Genomic DNA, 16,712 nt, shown 5'->3' with positions numbered 1-16,712 from the left:
CGCAATCATGGGCTTTCAAGAAGAACTGCAGCTGGAATCCGATTTCGTCATGGGAACGTATGCGCGCAAGCCTGTAGAGCTTGTGCGCGGTTCGGGCATGCGGGTTGAGGACGCGCAGGGGCGTTCGTACCTCGATTTCGTCTCCGGCGTAGGCGCGGTCAGCCTGGGGCATTGCCATCCGGCTCTCGTGTCGGCGCTCGAAGAGCAGGCCCGATCGTTGATTCACGTGAGCAACTACTACTATATCGAGCATCGTGGGGAAGCGGCGCACATGGTGTCCGACCTTCTGAACGCTTGCGTTCCCGAAGAGCTCCGTGCGCCGTGGAAGAGCTTCTTTTCCAATTCGGGGGCCGAGGCGAACGAGTGCGCGTTCAAACTGGCCCGCCTGCACGCGAAGAAGCGCGCCCGTGCTGCCGCTTTGGCCTCCGGCGCCGACGAAGCTGCGGCGCATGCCGCCGCCGAGGCCGCGCCGCGCATCATCGTCACGCTTGATCGCAGTTTTCACGGGCGAACGCTTGCCACGTTGGCTGCAACGGCTCAGCCTGCGAAGCAGGAGGCGTTTCAGCCCTTGCCCGACGGGTTCGTGCGAACCCCTCTCAACGACGTCGAAGCGCTGGAAGCCTTGTTCGCAAGCCAGGGCGATGCGATTTGCGCGGTCATGGTGGAGTGCGTCCAGGGGGAAAGCGGCGTGCATCCGTGCACGACGGAATTCCTGCAAGCTGTTCGTCGCCTTACCGAAGAGCGCGGCGCCCTGTTCATGTGCGATGAGATCCAGTGCGGCATCTACCGTTGCGGAACGTACCCGTTCGGCTTCCAGCACTTCGGCGTGGTTCCCGATATCGTGACCATTGCGAAGGGCGTTGCGTCGGGCGTTCCCATGGGCATGTGCGCTGCCCGCGCGGAAGTGGCGGCCTCTTTCGGGGCGGGGGATCACGGATCCACGTTCGGCGGCAGCTGTTTGGCGGTTGCTGCTGCCGAGACCACGCTCAGCACGCTGGCACGCGAAGGCGCAGCTCAAAATGTCGAGCGGGTGGGCGCGTGCCTGCGCGCGATGCTCGAAGGGCTTCCGCATGTGGTCGAGGTGCGCGGCTTGGGGCTGATGGTGGCCGCAGACCTCGAAGAGCACATGAGCGCGCCCGATGTCGTTGCCGCGGGGCTTGACAAGGGGTTGCTGCTCAACTGCACCGGCCCGCATACGCTTCGCTTCCTGCCTCCGCTCGTATGCACGGAAGCCGATGTCGATGCGCTGGAGGAACGCTTGCGCGGTATCTTGAGCTCGTACTAGAAAAGACGCGCCTTGGGACGAGTTGGTCTCGGGGCGCCTCGGCGCGAGCTGTACGCACGTGCGCGGTATTTGCGTGCAGCTCGCTTACCGGAAAAGTTTCGAGACTTTTGAAATTCTGGGCTAGAAAAGCCGAATTATGAGGTACTATTTAATGCATATTTTCGCTGAGTGTTTCGCAATTTTGCATACCTCATGCGAGAATGAATGAGCGGAATTGTATGTGATCGTTCTCGAGGAACAGAGGGTATCGCAGGCATGAGGAAGCGGCAACAACGGCATGACATTATTCGCGACATCATTCGCGAGCACAATGTCAAGACGCAGCGAGATCTTGCAAATCAGCTGCAGGCCGCTGGTTATGAGTGCACTCAGGCTACGATATCTCGCGACATCATGGACATGGGTCTGGTGAAGTCGCGCGAGGGCTATTACGTTCTCCCTGAGGAGATGCGACTCCAGCGTATGGTTTCCGAATTGGTCGAAGAGGTACACGTGGCAGGCAACATGGTCGTAGTCAAGACGTTTTCCGGCGGAGCTGCCGGCGTCTCTGCTGCGCTCGATAAGGCCAGTCTGCGCGGTGCCCTGGGAACAGTGGCAGGCGACAACACGATCATGATCGCAGCGGAAAGCCCCGAGGCTGCCGTTGAAGTTGAGCGCGCCATCGACCGACTGCGACGACGTTAGTCGTCTACTTTCTTTTGCGGGAGACGCTTTTCCTCCCCACCTTCACCCCAAGCTTAGTATAACCCCGCATCCAAGTCGCCCGGCTTGGCTGTGCCGCAGCGAAAAGCCGCGGTGCATGTACGGATCACGTGCGCTCGATTTTCCTCGACGCCTTTCTTGGCATACCTCCTTTCGGTTGAAGGGGGTGGCTTTCTGTACCTGCATTGCGAAACGGGCATGAAATCAGGTACAAGCCATCAAAGGAAGGAACGCATAATCATGGCTGATCAGAAGGATAAAGTTGTACTTGCTTATTCGGGCGGGCTGGACACGTCGTGCTGCATCAAGTGGCTTCAGGTGGAAAAGGACCTCGACGTCATCGCAGTGGTGGGCGACGTGGGGCAGGAGCACGAAGGCCTTGAAAAGATCAAGCAGAAAGCGCTCAAATCGGGTGCGCTCGAATGCATCGTGGTGGACATGCGGCAGACCTTCGTTCAGGAGTACCTGAGCAAGGCATTAGCCGCCAACGCGATGTACGAGAACAAGTACCCGCTTGTCTCCGCTCTGTCACGGCCTCTTATATCTAAGCATCTCGTGGACGCGGCCCACGCGTTCGACGCGAAGTACATTGCGCACGGCTGCACGGGCAAGGGCAACGATCAAGTGCGCTTCGAGGCCAGCATCACGATGCTCGACCCTGACCTCGAGATTCTGTCCCCGGTGCGCGAATGGGACCTGAAGACCCGCCCCGAGGAAATGGAATGGGCCCAGCAGCACGGCATCGAGGTGCCTACCACCAAGAAATCCCCGTACTCCGTCGACGACAACCTGTGGGGCCGGGCAATTGAGTGCGGCGTGCTCGAAGACCCGTGGGCCGAGCCCCCGGCGGACATCTATGCCATGACCGCTGATCCTGCTGAGGCCCCTGACGAGCCGCAGTACGTCGAGATCGAGTTCATGCGCGGCTTGCCGTACATGCTCGACGGCAACCAGAAAAGCTTCCTCGGCATCATATACGCGCTGAACGAGATTGCGGGAAAGCACGGCTACGGTCGCATCGACATGATCGAGAACCGGCTGGTCGGCGTGAAGAGCCGGGAGTGCTATGAGGTGCCGGGCGCCTTATCGCTCATTCAGGCGCACAAAGCGCTCGAAGACCTGGTGCTCGAGCGCGAAGTGCTGCACTTCAAGCTGGGCATGGAGCAGGCGTGGGCGAAGTGCGTGTACAACGGCCAGTGGTTCTCGCCCCTTAAGGAGGCCATCGACGCGTTTCTCCTCAATACGCAGCGTTGCCTGTGCGGCACCGTGCGGCTCAAGTTCTACAAGGGATCCTGCACGGTGGTCGGCCGGAGAAGCTCGTATTCGCTCTACGATTACGCGCTGGCAACCTACGATGCCGATGATGTGTTCGATCACGAGGCTGCCAAGGGCTTCATCCAGCTCAACACGCTGTCCGCGAAGACCTGGGCCTCGAATCGCCGGAAAGAGGGTGCTCCGGCCGAGCTGTTCGATGCCGAAAAGCAAGAGGGTCCTTTGACCAAGGGCAAGTACGAGCATGCGACCTCTATCTGGAAGCAGGTGGTCGCCGCCGAAGCCGAGCTGGCGTAGGCGCGCAGGTGTTCGGGCGGGGCGTTGCGGACGCCCGCCCGACGCGCGGAACTGAAACGATACGATAAAAGGGACGGTACCATGGCACTTTGGTCGGGTAGATTCACCCAGGACGTGAGCGAGTTCACGCAGCGGTTCGGAGCATCGCTGCCGGTTGACAGGGCGCTGTACGCGCAAGACATAGCAGGATCGCAGGCCCATGCGCGCATGCTTGCGAAAACGGGCGTCATCTCCAACGATGACGCGACCGCAATCGTCGACGGCCTTGATCGCATCAAGGCGCGCATCGATGCGGGGGCGTTCGAATTCAATATCAACGACGAGGACATTCACATGTCCGTAGAGCGTGCGCTTATCGCCGACATAGGGGACGCGGGCGCCCGCCTGCATACCGGGCGCAGCCGTAACGACCAGGTGGCAACCGACACGCGCCTGTTCGCGAAGCAGCGATGCGCGCAGCTTATGGAGGCGAACGTCATGCTGCGCAAGGCGCTCGTCGCGCAGGCAGAGGAACACTTTGACGTCATCCTTCCCGGCTACACGCACCTGCAGCATGCGCAGCCTGTGCTGTTCTCCCATCACATGCTGGCATACGTATGGATGCTCACGCGAGACTTCGAGCGTTTGGCCGCCGCTCGTCGCGCAGCGGATGCCAGCCCGCTGGGGTCCGCTGCTCTTGCAGGAACCACCTACCCGCTTGATCGGCAAATGACGGCAGATGACCTGGGATTTTCGAACGTGATCCCCAATTCTCTCGATGCGGTGTCCGATCGCGACTTTCTGCTGGATCTTTCGTACGCGTGCAGCGTTTCGTGCATGCACCTGTCGCGCTTGTGCGAAGAGATCGTGCTGTGGTCCACCTCCGAGTTCGATTTCATCGAGCTTTCGGATGCGTTTTCTACGGGCTCGTCCATCATGCCGCAGAAGAAGAACCCCGATTTCGCGGAACTCATTCGCGGGAAAACGGGTCGTGTGGTGGGGGACCTGGTCGCGCTGCTCGTCACCATGAAGGCTTTGCCGCTGGCGTACAACAAGGATCTGCAGGAGGACAAGGAAGGTGCCATCGACGCGGCAAAAACCCTCGAGGACTGTCTGGTTTGCGCAGCCGGCATGATCGAGACCATGGAGGTGAAGCCGGCTTCGATGCTCTCTCAGGCGAAGAAGGGGTATCTGGCGGCTACGGACGTGGCTGATTATCTGGCTAAGAAGGGCTTACCGTTTAGAAACGCCCACGCGGTGGTCGGCCACTTGGTTTTGACGTGCGAACAGCGTGGATGCGACCTGAGCGATTTGTCGATTGAAGACTTCAAAGCGGCAAGCGACCTGTTCGAAGACGATATCGTGAACGAGCTTGACCTGGCAAGCATCGTTTCCGCGCGCATTACCGAAGGCGGAACCGGAGGCAGCGCCGTGCGGGTGCAGTTGGAGCAAGCGAAGAGCGCGCTCGCTGCCGACGAGGCGTCTCTGTAGCTGTTTCGCTCCAAGGCGCATCCTTCGCAAAACGCTGGGCAACATGATCGCCCGGTCGGTACTTTTACGTTCCGACCGGGCGTTTTGCGTTATGCCCTTTTTCCAACAAGTTTATGTTGATTCATGGGGAGCCATGTCCCGATGATACAATTGGGCGAAGTTTTCTGGGAGGTGTCACGTGGCTTCACGTTCGATAAAAAACAGGCCGAGCATTAAAAAGAAGCATCCATCCATTGGCCTTTTGGTGATATTCACCGTGCTCGTTGCCGTCGTAACCGCTGGCGGCGTAGGTATATATGCGCTCGGAACGTCGTGGATCGGCGATTTGACTACGTATGACGTATCGCAGGTCGAGGACCTGAACGTTTCTCATCCGTCCGAAATGTACGCGAGCGACGAAACTACGCAGCTGGCGAAGCTGCAGCTGGAGAACCGCGACCCGGTTTCCTCGCTCGACGCGATCAGCCCGTACGTGGTGAAGGGCACGGTCGCCACCGAGGACGAGCGCTTCTACGAGCATGGCGGCTTTGATCTTTGGGGCATCATGCGCGCGGCTGTGGTGACGTTGACCGGTTCTGGCCGCGAAGGCGCGTCCACCATCACGCAGCAGTTCGTCCGCAACACCATTTTGTCCGACGAGATGACCGAGATCTCGCTCAAGCGCAAGGTGCGCGAGATGTACCTGTCCGTCAAGTTGGAGGAGGTGTACAGCAAGGATCAGATCCTGCTCATGTACCTCAACACCATCAACTACGGCAACGCTACCTACGGTATCGAGGCTGCGGCGGAGCGCTATTTTTCGAAGAGCGCGGCCGATCTGACGCTGGCGGAATCAGCCGCGCTCGTCGGTATTCCCCAATCGCCCACGTACAACGAACCGATCAACAACCCGGACAACTGCGTGTCTCGACGCAATGTCGTGCTTGACCGTATGCTTTCGAACGGGGTCATCACCCAGGAGGAATGCGATGCCGCGAAGGCGGAGGAGCTTGTTCTCAACCAAACCGTACCCACGAACGATGGCATCTTGGCCTATCAGTACTTCACCAGCTACGCTATCGACAAGCTTAAAGAGACGTACAGCGTGGCCGAAATCTTCGCCGGGGGCCTTACCATCGTCACGACGCTCGACGTGTCTGCGCAGCAGGCTGCCGAAGCCGCCATCGCCGAGAAGGAGCAGAGGCTCGGCGGCACGATCCAAGGGGCCTTGGTTGCCATCGATCCCAATACCGGTCATGTGAAGGCGCTGGTGGGGGGTCGTGGTGACAGCGAATTGAACCTCGCAACGGGCAAGGGCACGAACCCGACGAATCCCGGCCGACCCTGTGGCTCCACGTTCAAGACTTTTACGCTCATTGCGGCACTTGAGGCGGGGATCAACCCTAAGACCATGGTGGACTGCACGTCTCCGGCTGTTATACCCGATGCCGGCTATCCTGCGAGCAACCCGCTGAACAACATTAACAATCAAAGCTTCGGCAATATCTCCATGCAGAAGGCGTTTGCGAAGTCGTCGAACACGGGCTTTGTGCGCTTGGAGATGGCGGTCGGCATCGACAAGGTCATCAACACTGCGAAGAACATGGGCATTACCTCGCCGCTGAACCCGGTAGGTTCGCTGACGCTGGGCCAGCAAAACGTGACGGTTCTCGACTTGGCGAAGTCGTATGCTCCCATCGCGAACGGCGGTACGAAGTACGATGCGCAGCCTATCTTGCGGATTTCCGACAAGAACGGCAATATCATTGCCGACAACTCGGCTCCCGGAGGCGAGCGCGTTATGTCTCCTGAAGTGGCGAAGGCAACAACCGATGTGATGAAGACCGTGGTTACCGATCCTGAGGGCACGGGCGGTAACGCTCGGTTGGCGAACGGTCAGGAAGTAGCTGCGAAAACCGGTACGTCGAGCGATTACAAGGACATCACGTTCTGCGGCATCACCCCGCAGCTGTCGGTGGCTATCTGGTTCGGCGATCCTTCCAACGTGGAGGAAATCCCCGTGAGCGTAAGCGCAGGAGACGTGTTCGCCAACTTCATGGACCAGGTGCTCGAGGGTCAGCCGGCCGAGAAGTTCCCGACGGCCAGCGATCCCAAGTACCTGCCGTCGTACTCCGATTCCAAGTACCATATCGGTGGGGCTTACGGCGGCGAGACGAAGGAGAAGGAAGAGGACGAGTCGAAGGAAGAGGAGAAGCCCTCTACCGGCACGGGCGACACCAAGCCCAAGCCTACGCCCGCGCCTGATCCTGCCCCCGACCCTACGCCCACGCCCGACCCGAAGCCCGATCCCGATCCGAAACCCGACCCGGTGCCTGATCCGAAGCCGGATCCAAAGCCCCAGGCCGCCGCTGTTTCGATGCGCGTAGATGCGTGGATCAGGCAACCGTTCGGGTACGAGCATGTGCTGCATGCGGTGTAGCGGTTTCAAGGCCGACGAAAACCGCTACGATACGATAACGACGATTCAATGCAGGAAGCAGGTAGATAATGAAACGATCGAGATTCGCCCGAGTGCTCGTTGCTTTGTTCGCGGGCGTGCTCATGGTGTTCGCTTTGGGCGGTTGCGCGCAGCAGGATTCCGCGGCTTCTCAGCAGCAGTCCCAGAACCGTCAGTACATGACCCAGGTGAACCAGGTTATGGAGGATCTGAAAAGCAGGCTGGACAGCTTCACCGACGCGGTGTCGCGCGGCGACGTAGTGGGCATGCGCGCTCAGGCCGACAATGCGTTCAAGGCGATCGATTCGCTAGGCAAGCTTGAAGTTCCCGACGACCTGAAGGACATCCAGCAGGAATACGTCGACGGAGCGAACGGTTTGAAGGATGCGCTGAACTCGTACATCGACCTGTACACCGAAATCGACAGCGCAACGGAAGCCCAGCCTTTCGATTGGTCTACGTACGCGGACCGCATCGCGCAGATCAAGCAGCAGTACGATGACGGCATCGGCAAGCTGCAGTCGGGCGACAACAAGGCGTCGGAAAAGAACTAAGCAAAAGGAACCAAGCAAGGGATGGGGTCAACGGCCCGTTTTCGACCGCAGGTCGGAACGCAAGCCGTTGACCTCGTCTTGTATTGTCCTTGCGGCGCTTCGCCGCTCTAAGGCTTCGGTCCAAGCGATACGACGATGACCACTTGCCCGTCTCGTACGCTTTGGCTTATGACGATGCCTGCAGGCACGGCGTCGGAATACTCTTCGAGGTAGCCTGCGGGGTAGCCCTCGAGGATAGACGCGGCTTCTGAAAGCGTGCATCCTACGGCGCTGGGGGCCGAGCGCAGATCACGTCGATCGTCTTTGTCGTCTGCATCCTTTTTCAGCTGCGACTCAAGCTTGTTCTTCTGGGCGGTGTTGTACGGGTTGCTGTACGCAGGATCCTGCATCGAAACGAAGTGCTCGATGGCCTGTCCCTCGGTCGCGCGGTCCATGAAATCTTTCCAAAGAGCGTTGCAGGTGATGCCTCGATCGGTTGCGATGGCGCCTGCCGGATTGCCGATCCAGGTGGACACCGAGAGGGCGGGCGTGTAGCCCACCAGCCAATGGTCGGCGAAGTCGCTCGAAGTGCCGGTCTTTCCGGCAACGGGTTGGCCGCTGTAGAGCCGCGCATTGTTCGCGGTGCCCTCGCCGGTCTCGAATACGGTGCGCAGCACTTTCGTGGTTGCTGCCGTCACGCGTTCGTCCAGCACGCGTTCGCTCGTGTCGGGAGCTTCGTATATCACCTGACCGCTGCGGTCGAGGATTTTCGTCACCACCACAGGGGCGCGCTTGATCCCGCCTGACGCCAGCGTTGCGTAGGCGGCCGCCATGTCAAGGGGCGTAACGTCGGCGGCTCCCAGCGTTGTGGAATACACGGTGGCCATCGGCGATGCGACCCCCAAGCGGGCGGCCATCTCGGTGGTGGACGATTGCCCGATGGCCTCCGAAAGGCGCAGGTAGCCGGTGTTCGAGGAGATGGCGGTGGCGCTCTGGATGCTGCGAATCCCGTAGTTGTAGCCGTCGAAGTTCTCGAACTCGTGGCTCTGTCCGTCAATGACATGCGTCATGGGGGATGTGCAGTCCACGAGCGTTTGCGGAGATATGCCCTGCTCGATAGCGGCCGCCAGCGTGAACGCCTTGAACGTCGATCCCGCCTGGCGTCCCGATCCACCCGTTCCCGTTGCAAGGTTCACCTTGCTCGTATCGTAATCGCTGCCGCCCACCATAGCCTTTACCTGGCCTGTTTGCGCTTCGATGGCGACAAGTGATGCCTCTAGGTCGGCATCCATTCGCTCGCGTTGCGCATTGCAGGCAGCTTCTGCTTCGTCCTGCAAGCTTGGGTTGATGGAGGAGTAGATGGTCAAGCCTCCCTTGAACAGGTCTGCGTACGAGCACCCGTACGGATTGTCCTCGGATAGCAGGAGGTCTCGCACATAGCTGGTGAAGTAATGGTAGGTGTAGATGCCGTCGGCGGGAGCGTCCGGAGCAAGGTCGAGCCCCAGTTCTGCGCTTATTGCCGCCTCGTATTCGTCCCGCGTGATGTCTCCGGCAGAAAGCATGCGGTCAAGCACGACGTTTCGCCGTTCCAAGCATGCTTCGGGATGCTCCTTGGGATTGAGGTACGTGGGGGATTGAGGTATGCCGATGAGCGTGGCGGCTTGGGTGAGCGTGAGGTCGGCGGCCGACGTTTGAAAATAGTTCCGCGCTGCGGCTTCGATACCGTAGCATCCGTCTCCGTAGTTGATGGTGTTGAGGTACATGAGCAAGATTTCGTCCTTGGAGAATCGCTTCTCCAGATTGACGGCCAGCTCGGCTTCCCGAATCTTACGTTCGAAAGAAATCTCATGAGCTTCTTGCGTCAGCACGGTGTTTCGAACAAGCTGCTGGGTGATGGTGGACGCCCCCTCCAGCTTCCCGCCGCGCAGGTTGTTTACGAGGGCACGTGCGATGCCTGGAAAATCAACGCCGTCGTGTTCGTAGAATCGCACGTCTTCCGTGTCTACGGTGCCTTTTAAAACGTACGAGCTTATTTGGCTCAGCTCGACAGGGTCGCGCTTTTCCAGCTGGAATTCGGCGAGGACCGTCTGACCGTCGTCGGCGAACATGACGGATTCCTGCGCATGGCTGGTGAAGTCGGTGTCCTCGATGGATGGGAGGTCTTCCGTCCACTGGTTCATGACGTTGAGCATTCCGCGTACGCCCCAGAAGGCGACAAAGCACAGGGCCGCTATGGTCAGAAGAAGCAGCCATTGCACCGCATGGGTGCGCTTTTCACGCTGTTTTCGGCGTATTTTCATCGTTCGACTATACTACCATAGCGCTATAGCTGAATCGCTGAGCGACAGAGGGGCGGGGGATCGCGATGCAGCGCGTCTGGTTTGACGCAGCGCCCTCCCGTTGAATTTCATTATATATAGGTAAGGATTGCCATGCTTCACGATGTCGAACTGCTCGCTCCGGCCGGAAACGCTGCCGCGCTTCATGCTGCCGTTCGCGGCGGCGCCGATGCGGTGTATCTCGGACTCGACTCTTTCAATGCTCGGCGCGGTGCCGACAACTTCACGATGGAGACGTTCGCCGAGGCGTGCGATTACGCTCACCTGCGCGGTGTCAGCGTATACGTGACGTTCAACACGGCCGTGTTGCCTTCCGAACTAACGCGCGCGCTTGAGACGATTCGCCAGGCCTACCGCGCCGGGGCCGACGCGTTCATCGTGCAGGATATTGGCGTGGCGGCTGAGGTGTCCCGCGCATTGCCGGAGGCGCGTCTGCATATTTCCACGCAGATGAATACCCACAACGCCGCCGGCATAGAGGCGGCGGCTCGTTTGGGCGCGCGCCGCGCGACGCTTGCTCGCGAGCTGTCCCTTGTCGAGATCGCGCATTTGGCCGAGGTTGCGCACGGCTTCGACATGGACGTAGAAACGTTCGCACATGGTGCGCTGTGCGTGTGCTATTCGGGCCAGTGCTTCATGTCGTCGCTCATCGGAGGCCGCTCGGCAAATCGAGGCATGTGCGCGCAGGCGTGCCGCTTGCCGTACGAGCTGCGTAACAAAGCGCTGCGCAAAAGCCTGCCCTCGCCGGGCGACCACCTGCTTTCCCCGCAGGACCTGTGCGCTGTGGATTTGCTGCCTGAACTGGTGCAAGCGGGCGTTGCTTCGCTCAAGATCGAGGGCCGCATGAAATCGCCCGAGTACGTGTTCGCGGTCACCAGCGTATATCGGGCCGTGCTCGATCGGGTGCTCGCCTGGCGCGCGCAGGGTTGCGTGGGGGAGGCCCCTCGTGCGAACGACGACGAGCAGCGTGCACTTGCCGAAGCGTTCTCGCGCGGTTTCACCACTGCGTACCTTGAGGGCGAGCGCGGCAATGGCATCATGAGCTACGGGCGCCCCAACAATCGAGGCGTATTCGTCGGGCGCGTTGCTTCCGCCAAGGGCGGCGTGGCAACCGTTGCCGCCGAGCGTGAGCTCGTCCGCGGCGACGTCCTGGAGTTTTGGACGAACAAAGGCCATTTCGCGTACACGCTCGATTCCGTCGAGCTTGATCGCGAAGGAAACGTGCGCGTGTCGCCGGAGCGTCCGGTGAGCAAGGGCGATCGCGTGTTTCGCGTGCGCAGCGCCGCCGCGGCCTTCGAAGATGACGCGTTCGAGCCGCGCGTGCCGATCGTCGGGCGCGCCGTGCTGAAGATAGGCGAGCCGCTGCGCGTCGAGTTCTCGCTTGCGCCTCGGGCTGCCGTGCGCGCGTCCGCTGCGTCGGAAGCTCTTGCCGTTGCGGAAGGCGAAGTGGTGGAGGCTGCGCGCACGAAGCCCGTTTCCGCAGACGACGTGCGGGCCCATATCGACCGACTCGGTCAAACGCCGTTTACGATCGAACGACTGGATATCGATTTGGACGACGGCGTGGGAGTGGGCTTCTCCCAGCTGCATCGCGTGCGCGCCGCAGCTTTAGACGAGCTGGTCGACCTGCTGCTCGAAGGCGATTGCAACCGCGCGCTTCCGCGCGTGGCGGCGCGCGAAACCCCGCAGCCGGCCAGGCCGAAGGGGCTTCGCATTGCGGCGTGGGCTACGAACCCCGCATGCGCTCGTGCCGCGAAGCGCGCAGGGGCGGATATCATCTACGTGCCTGCTTTGCATTACAAGCGCGGCGAAGCCGTCGTTGCCGGCCAGCGATCGCAAACGGCCGAGCAAGCCGGCTATCCGAAGCAGGCCGTCGTGGCTCTTCCCACGATCGAGCATGACCTTGTGCCCGGTACGCGCGAGATGGCGCTCGACTTCGACGCCTGGCGCTACGTCAAGCCCGGCAAGCCTGTTCTCGTCGAAAACCTGGGAGCGCTTGTGCGCGCGGCCGAACTTGGAGCTCGGGTGGAAGTCGGCCCGCACATTCCCGTGACGAACGAGCTTTCGCTTGCCACGGCTGCCAATCTAGGGGCTCAGCGCGTGTGGCTGTCGCCCGAGCTGACCTTGGGCCAGATCGCCGACCTGGCGGAGGATTCCCCCGTTGAGCTGGGCCTTACGGTGATAGGTTCCCAGGAGCTCATGGTGACCGAGCATTGCCTGCTTATGAGCCAGGGTCCGTGCGACCAGGATTGCGATGCGTGCCCTCGTCGCAAAAGCCCCCATTACCTGCGCGATCGCAAAGACTTCGAGTTCCCCGTGGTCACCGATGCCCTCGGGCGCACCCATCTGTACAACGCAGTGCAGCTTGACGTGGTCCACGCGCTGCCCGACTTGATAAGCGCCGGCCTGACCGCGCTCATGGTCGACACCACGCTTATGAACGTGGAGCAGACAACCCAGGCGGTGGCTCGCGTCGTCCGCGCGCGCAACGTCGCCAACTCAAGCGGCAGTGCAATCGCGAAAACGCCGGGAACGACAAGCGGTCATCTGTTCCGGGGGGTTTCGTAGCGCTTCGGACTCGATCGGGCTTTCCCAATGTGTGTTAGAATCGCACCTTACGTAGAGGCAAAGAAAGAGGAAACGATGCTATCCGCTGAAGAACAACTGCACATCATCGCTTCCGGCACCGCGAAGATCGTGCCGGAAAGCGCGCTGCTCGAAAAGCTCAAGCGCGGCACGCCGCTCAACATCAAGCTGGGCGTCGACCCTACGGCTCCCGATATCCATCTGGGCCATGCGGTTCCGCTGCGCAAACTGCGCCAGTTCCAGGACCTCGGTCACGGCGTTACGCTCATCATCGGCGACGGCACGGCGCTTATCGGCGATCCGTCGGGTCGCAATTCCACGCGTCCGCAGCTCACGTCCGATCAGATCAAGGTGAATGCCCAAACGTACGTTGACCAGGCGTTCAAGATCCTCGATCCCGAGAAGACCACGCTGCGCTACAACTCGGAATGGCTGCTGTCCCTCAACATGGAGGGCCTGCTCAAAGTGGCTAGCAACTTCACGGTGGCCCGCATTCTCGAGCGCGACGATTTCCATAACCGCTACACGGGCAACCAGCCCATCAGCCTGCACGAGTTCCTCTACCCCGTCATGCAGGCGTACGACTCGGTGGTCATCAAGGCCGACGTCGAGCTGGGCGGCACCGACCAGCTGTTCAACCTGCTGGCCGGTCGCGAGCTCATGGAGAAGATGGGCATGGAGCCGCAGGTGTGCTTGACGCTGCCGCTTCTGGAGGGCACCGACGGCGTGCAGAAGATGTCGAAGAGCTACGGCAACTACATCGGTCTGACCGACGAGCCTGCCGACATGTTCGGCAAGGTCATGTCGATTCCCGACGAGCTCATGATCAAGTACCACCGTCTGGCCTCCGCCTTCTCGGTCGACGAGATCGACGCGATCGAGCGCGGCTTGGCCGCCGACGAGCTGCATCCCAATAAGGTGAAGCGCGCGCTTGCCCGCAACATCGTGGAAGCGTACTACGACCAAGCGGCTGCCACGGCAGCTGAAGAGCAGTTCGACCTGGTGTTCAAACAGCATGCGGTACCCGACGACATTCCCGAATACGCTGCCGACTTGATGCCGAACGAAGACGGCTTCGTGTACCTGGCGAAGCTTATCGCTGACGCCGGTTTGGCGACGAGCGCCGGCGAGGCTCGGCGCCTGATCGACGGCGGCGGCGTCAAGGTGAACGGCGAAGCGCTGCCTCCGAAGTCTTACAACGTGGAGCCGGCCGCAATCGAAGGCGCGGTGCTGCAAGTAGGCAAGCGCAAGTTCGTGAAGCTGGTTTAATCGCAGAGGCGGCCTTCGGGTCGCCTCTGCTGCATTTTTTTCAAAACTCTTGCAAGGATGGCCGCCGTTCGTTCGTGTTGTATATGAAGGAAGCACGAACGAACAACCAGGAGGACCGATTCATGAAGAAGAAAACCATCGTCATCGTCGCCGTCATCGCTCTGGTGGCGCTTGCGGTGCCCGCCGTCGCGTTTGCGAATGCGATGCCCCATGCTTGGATGGGGATGGGGCAAAGCGCGCGCGTGCAGCCCGTGCTGGCCGATCAGACGGTAGACTCCACGCGCGGGGGCTACGTCGATGCCGATCAAGACGGCGTTTGCGACAACCGCGTCGACGGCCGCCGCGTGGGCTCCGGTTACGTCGATGCCGACGGCAACGGCGTTTGCGATAATCGTGCAAGCGGGTATGCTCCTGCGTGCCCCGGCTATGTTGACGCCGACGGCGATGGCGTTTGCGACGCTTGCGCAGCTGGGCAACAGGAACGTTCGGGCTACGTCGATGCCGACGGTGACGGAGTCTGCGACAACCGCGGTTCTGCGGCGCGCGGTCAGGGCCAAGGGCAGGGCTTTGGTCCGGGTCGCGGAGCCGGCTGCGGTTACGGGGCCGGTTGCCAGCGCGGCTAAAGGCTGACTTGTTCACACGATGAGGCCGGGTGCAGACATCGAGCGGGCTATAGAGGCTCACGGCGACGCCGTATGGCGCGTGTGCGGTCTCTATTTCCGCGTGCATGCCGATGCTCAGGATGCATTTCAAGACACGTTCATGAAGTACGCACTTGCCGACAGTGCAGCGTTTGAGAACGAAGAGCATCGCAAAGCCTGGCTCATTCGCGTGTCTACTAATGTATGCAAAGACATGTTGAAGGCCGCTGCGCGCCGCAACGTTTCGTTCGACGTCGACGCGGCGTGCTCGCATCCCGTGTCGACTGATCCTGCGGTTCAGCCGGCCTCTTTCGAGAGCGAGGTGGCCGATGCCATGAGGTCGCTCGACGACCCGCCGCGCACGCCTTTATACCTCTCGCTCTACGAAGGATACACCGCGCCCGAAATCGCCCGCATGGTCGATGCGCCCGTCAACACCGTTTACTCGTGGATCGCGCGCGGCAAGCAGCAGTTGAAGGAGGTCTTGTCATGAGCGATCTCGATCAGCGTGTTCGAGATGCCTTCGACGAGGTCAAGGCTCCCGAATCCGTGAAGAATCAAACCCTCGCCTGCATAGAGGCGGCTCGTTGTGCCGTCGAAGCCCCCGTTTCCGCGTCGGCTAAGGCATCTTTTGAGCAGCCGTCCTTGCCTCGTCCCCGCTTTCGCGTGCATGGTGTTCGGAGGATGGCGGCTCTTGCGGCATGCCTCGTGTTAGCGGCGGTATGTCTGAGCGGGTACCGCTTGTACGCCGAGCCTACGGCGTATGTGGGAATAGACGTTAACCCGTCTCTCGAACTTTCCGTCAACCGATTCGGGTTGGTCGTGGAGGCAAAGGCGCTCAACGAGGATGGCCGTGCCGTCCTGGATTCGGTTTCGCTCGAAAATCGTCCGTACGCTTCGGCGTTGGAGGCGCTGACGGAAAGCGAGGGCTTCGCTCCCTATATGCAGGAGACGTCTTTTGTCGAAGTAAGCGTCACGTCGGGCGACAGTCGGCAGGCGGAGAGCCTTCGGGCCGAAAGCGATGCGCAGTTGGCGGCGCTGCCGTGCGCGGGCGCCTGCGCCGTCGTAAGCGAAGGGGACCGAGCGGCTGCGGCCGATGCGGGCATGGGGGTCGGTCGCTACCGTGCGGTTCTCGAACTGATGGAGCGCGACCCCAATGTCACGCTTGAAGCATGCTCGAAGATGAGCATGCGCGAGCTCCGCGATCGCATCGAAGCGTGCGCTCGCCCCGATAGCGAGACAGCTTCCGGTGGCAAAGGGGAGGGTCGTGGGTCAGCCGGTGGGGGTCGGTTTGGGCAGGGGGCTACTTCCGGGTCCGAGAATGGAATGGGCCGAGGACAGGGAGGGGACCCGGGCGCTCCCCTATAAGAGCGCTTTTGTACGGGCTAGATTTGGGTTGCAAACCAGTTGTGTGCAAAGTTCACAACTCAACAAACCGTGACCTGGGGTTTTTTGAATTACTGCCCGAAATATGCAACAAATTCGAAATTTACCATTGCGTTACTTAGAACTTACCGGTAATATACAACTCCCGCGTTTGAGGGAAGCGCGAATCGCCGAAAAGCGATTGGGAAAATGAACCCTCCCGCAAACGGTTGCATACCGAGCGGAGGGCCCGCAAACGGGTCCGCGAGAACCTTGAAAACCGGATACTGAGAAGCAGAACAAGCGAGAAATAAAGCCAAGCAATGGATCCGCATGAGACGGACCTCTTAAAGTGAGTTCGTCACTTCAGTGACAACGCTTTACTTTAAGAGAAAACCAAGATCGAACGCGGCAGCGATGCCGCACTCTTTAAACGGAGAGTTTGATCCTGGCTCAGGATGAACGCTGGCGGCGTGCCTAACACATGCAAGTCGAACGGTTAACCCACCTTCGGGT

At 60.5% G+C, this 16,712-nt stretch carries 12 protein-coding genes and 1 rRNA gene; 12 read left to right on the top strand and 1 reads right to left on the bottom strand.

Annotated features, from left to right (window positions below; translation table 11 throughout):
* Positions 1-7 precede the first annotated feature (7 nt).
* From DMP08_RS09860 to DMP08_RS09835, 6 genes are all read left to right on the top strand, one after another.
* On the top strand, positions 8-1,285 hold the full coding sequence (locus DMP08_RS09860) for an aminotransferase class III-fold pyridoxal phosphate-dependent enzyme (protein WP_123192725.1): 1,278 nt from the start codon (positions 8-10) through the stop codon (positions 1,283-1,285).
* Between the two features lie 255 nt (positions 1,286-1,540).
* The gene (locus tag DMP08_RS09855; protein ID WP_009305040.1) at positions 1,541-1,969 is read left to right on the top strand and encodes an arginine repressor; all 429 of its coding nucleotides are present in this window, start codon (positions 1,541-1,543) and stop codon (positions 1,967-1,969) included.
* 258 nt (positions 1,970-2,227) lie between these two features.
* Positions 2,228-3,556, top strand: coding sequence for an argininosuccinate synthase (locus DMP08_RS09850; RefSeq protein ID WP_123192724.1), 1,329 nt, complete (start codon positions 2,228-2,230; stop codon positions 3,554-3,556).
* A gap of 81 nt (positions 3,557-3,637) precedes the next feature.
* Complete coding sequence (gene argH, locus DMP08_RS09845) at positions 3,638-5,026, top strand: argininosuccinate lyase (RefSeq protein WP_123192723.1); 1,389 nt, start codon at positions 3,638-3,640, stop codon at positions 5,024-5,026.
* Positions 5,027-5,204: 178 nt separating this feature from the next.
* Complete coding sequence (locus DMP08_RS09840; protein ID WP_123192722.1) at positions 5,205-7,445, top strand: transglycosylase domain-containing protein; 2,241 nt, start codon at positions 5,205-5,207, stop codon at positions 7,443-7,445.
* Between the two features lie 68 nt (positions 7,446-7,513).
* Entirely contained in the window at positions 7,514-8,017 is a 504-nt protein-coding gene (locus DMP08_RS09835; protein WP_123192721.1) for a hypothetical protein, read from the top strand.
* Between the two features lie 107 nt (positions 8,018-8,124).
* Here the strand turns inward: DMP08_RS09835 and DMP08_RS09830 are convergent, their stop codons facing one another.
* Entirely contained in the window at positions 8,125-10,296 is a 2,172-nt protein-coding gene (locus DMP08_RS09830; protein WP_123192720.1) for a penicillin-binding protein, read from the bottom strand.
* 132 nt (positions 10,297-10,428) lie between these two features.
* Here DMP08_RS09830 and DMP08_RS09825 point away from each other — a divergent pair, with 132 nt between their 5' ends.
* The 6 genes from DMP08_RS09825 to DMP08_RS09800 form a co-directional block, all read left to right on the top strand.
* A complete protein-coding gene (locus DMP08_RS09825; protein WP_123192719.1) occupies positions 10,429-12,903 on the top strand; it encodes a U32 family peptidase in 2,475 nt (824 codons plus the stop codon).
* A gap of 75 nt (positions 12,904-12,978) precedes the next feature.
* Positions 12,979-14,190 (top strand): tyrosine--tRNA ligase, encoded by a 1,212-nt coding sequence (tyrS, locus tag DMP08_RS09820; protein ID WP_123192718.1) that lies wholly within the window; start codon positions 12,979-12,981, stop codon positions 14,188-14,190.
* 122 nt (positions 14,191-14,312) lie between these two features.
* Positions 14,313-14,813 carry a hypothetical protein gene (locus DMP08_RS09815; protein WP_211328427.1) on the top strand — a complete coding sequence of 167 codons (501 nt, stop codon included), beginning with the start codon at positions 14,313-14,315 and terminating at the stop codon, positions 14,811-14,813.
* Between the two features lie 19 nt (positions 14,814-14,832).
* Entirely contained in the window at positions 14,833-15,324 is a 492-nt protein-coding gene (locus DMP08_RS09810) for an RNA polymerase sigma factor (protein WP_123192717.1), read from the top strand.
* Positions 15,321-16,199, top strand: a complete 879-nt coding sequence (locus tag DMP08_RS09805) for an anti-sigma-I factor RsgI family protein (RefSeq protein WP_123192716.1) — start codon at positions 15,321-15,323, stop codon at positions 16,197-16,199. Before DMP08_RS09810 ends, DMP08_RS09805 begins: the two co-directional genes overlap by 4 nt.
* 427 nt (positions 16,200-16,626) lie before the next feature.
* Positions 16,627-16,712 (top strand): 16S ribosomal RNA (locus DMP08_RS09800); the annotation flags it as partial.

Source organism: Paraeggerthella hongkongensis (assembly GCF_003726035.1).
GTDB lineage: Bacteria > Actinomycetota > Coriobacteriia > Coriobacteriales > Eggerthellaceae > Paraeggerthella > Paraeggerthella hongkongensis.
This window is presented reverse-complemented; position numbering and strand designations above follow the sequence as displayed.

Excerpts from the sequence above, each read along its gene's own strand:
- DMP08_RS09860 (WP_123192725.1), top strand. The coding sequence starts at position 8 with ATGGGCTTTCAAGAAGAACTGCAGCTGGAATCCGATTTCGTCATGGGA.
- DMP08_RS09855 (WP_009305040.1), top strand. The coding sequence starts at position 1,541 with ATGAGGAAGCGGCAACAACGGCATGACATTATTCGCGACATCATTCGC.
- DMP08_RS09850 (WP_123192724.1), top strand. The coding sequence starts at position 2,228 with ATGGCTGATCAGAAGGATAAAGTTGTACTTGCTTATTCGGGCGGGCTG.
- argH (WP_123192723.1), top strand. The coding sequence starts at position 3,638 with ATGGCACTTTGGTCGGGTAGATTCACCCAGGACGTGAGCGAGTTCACG.
- DMP08_RS09835 (WP_123192721.1), top strand. The coding sequence starts at position 7,514 with ATGAAACGATCGAGATTCGCCCGAGTGCTCGTTGCTTTGTTCGCGGGC.
- DMP08_RS09830 (WP_123192720.1), bottom strand. The coding sequence starts at position 10,296 with ATGAAAATACGCCGAAAACAGCGTGAAAAGCGCACCCATGCGGTGCAA.
- DMP08_RS09825 (WP_123192719.1), top strand. The coding sequence starts at position 10,429 with ATGCTTCACGATGTCGAACTGCTCGCTCCGGCCGGAAACGCTGCCGCG.
- tyrS (WP_123192718.1), top strand. The coding sequence starts at position 12,979 with ATGCTATCCGCTGAAGAACAACTGCACATCATCGCTTCCGGCACCGCG.
- DMP08_RS09815 (WP_211328427.1), top strand. The coding sequence starts at position 14,313 with ATGAAGAAGAAAACCATCGTCATCGTCGCCGTCATCGCTCTGGTGGCG.
- DMP08_RS09810 (WP_123192717.1), top strand. The coding sequence starts at position 14,833 with ATGAGGCCGGGTGCAGACATCGAGCGGGCTATAGAGGCTCACGGCGAC.
- DMP08_RS09805 (WP_123192716.1), top strand. The coding sequence starts at position 15,321 with ATGAGCGATCTCGATCAGCGTGTTCGAGATGCCTTCGACGAGGTCAAG.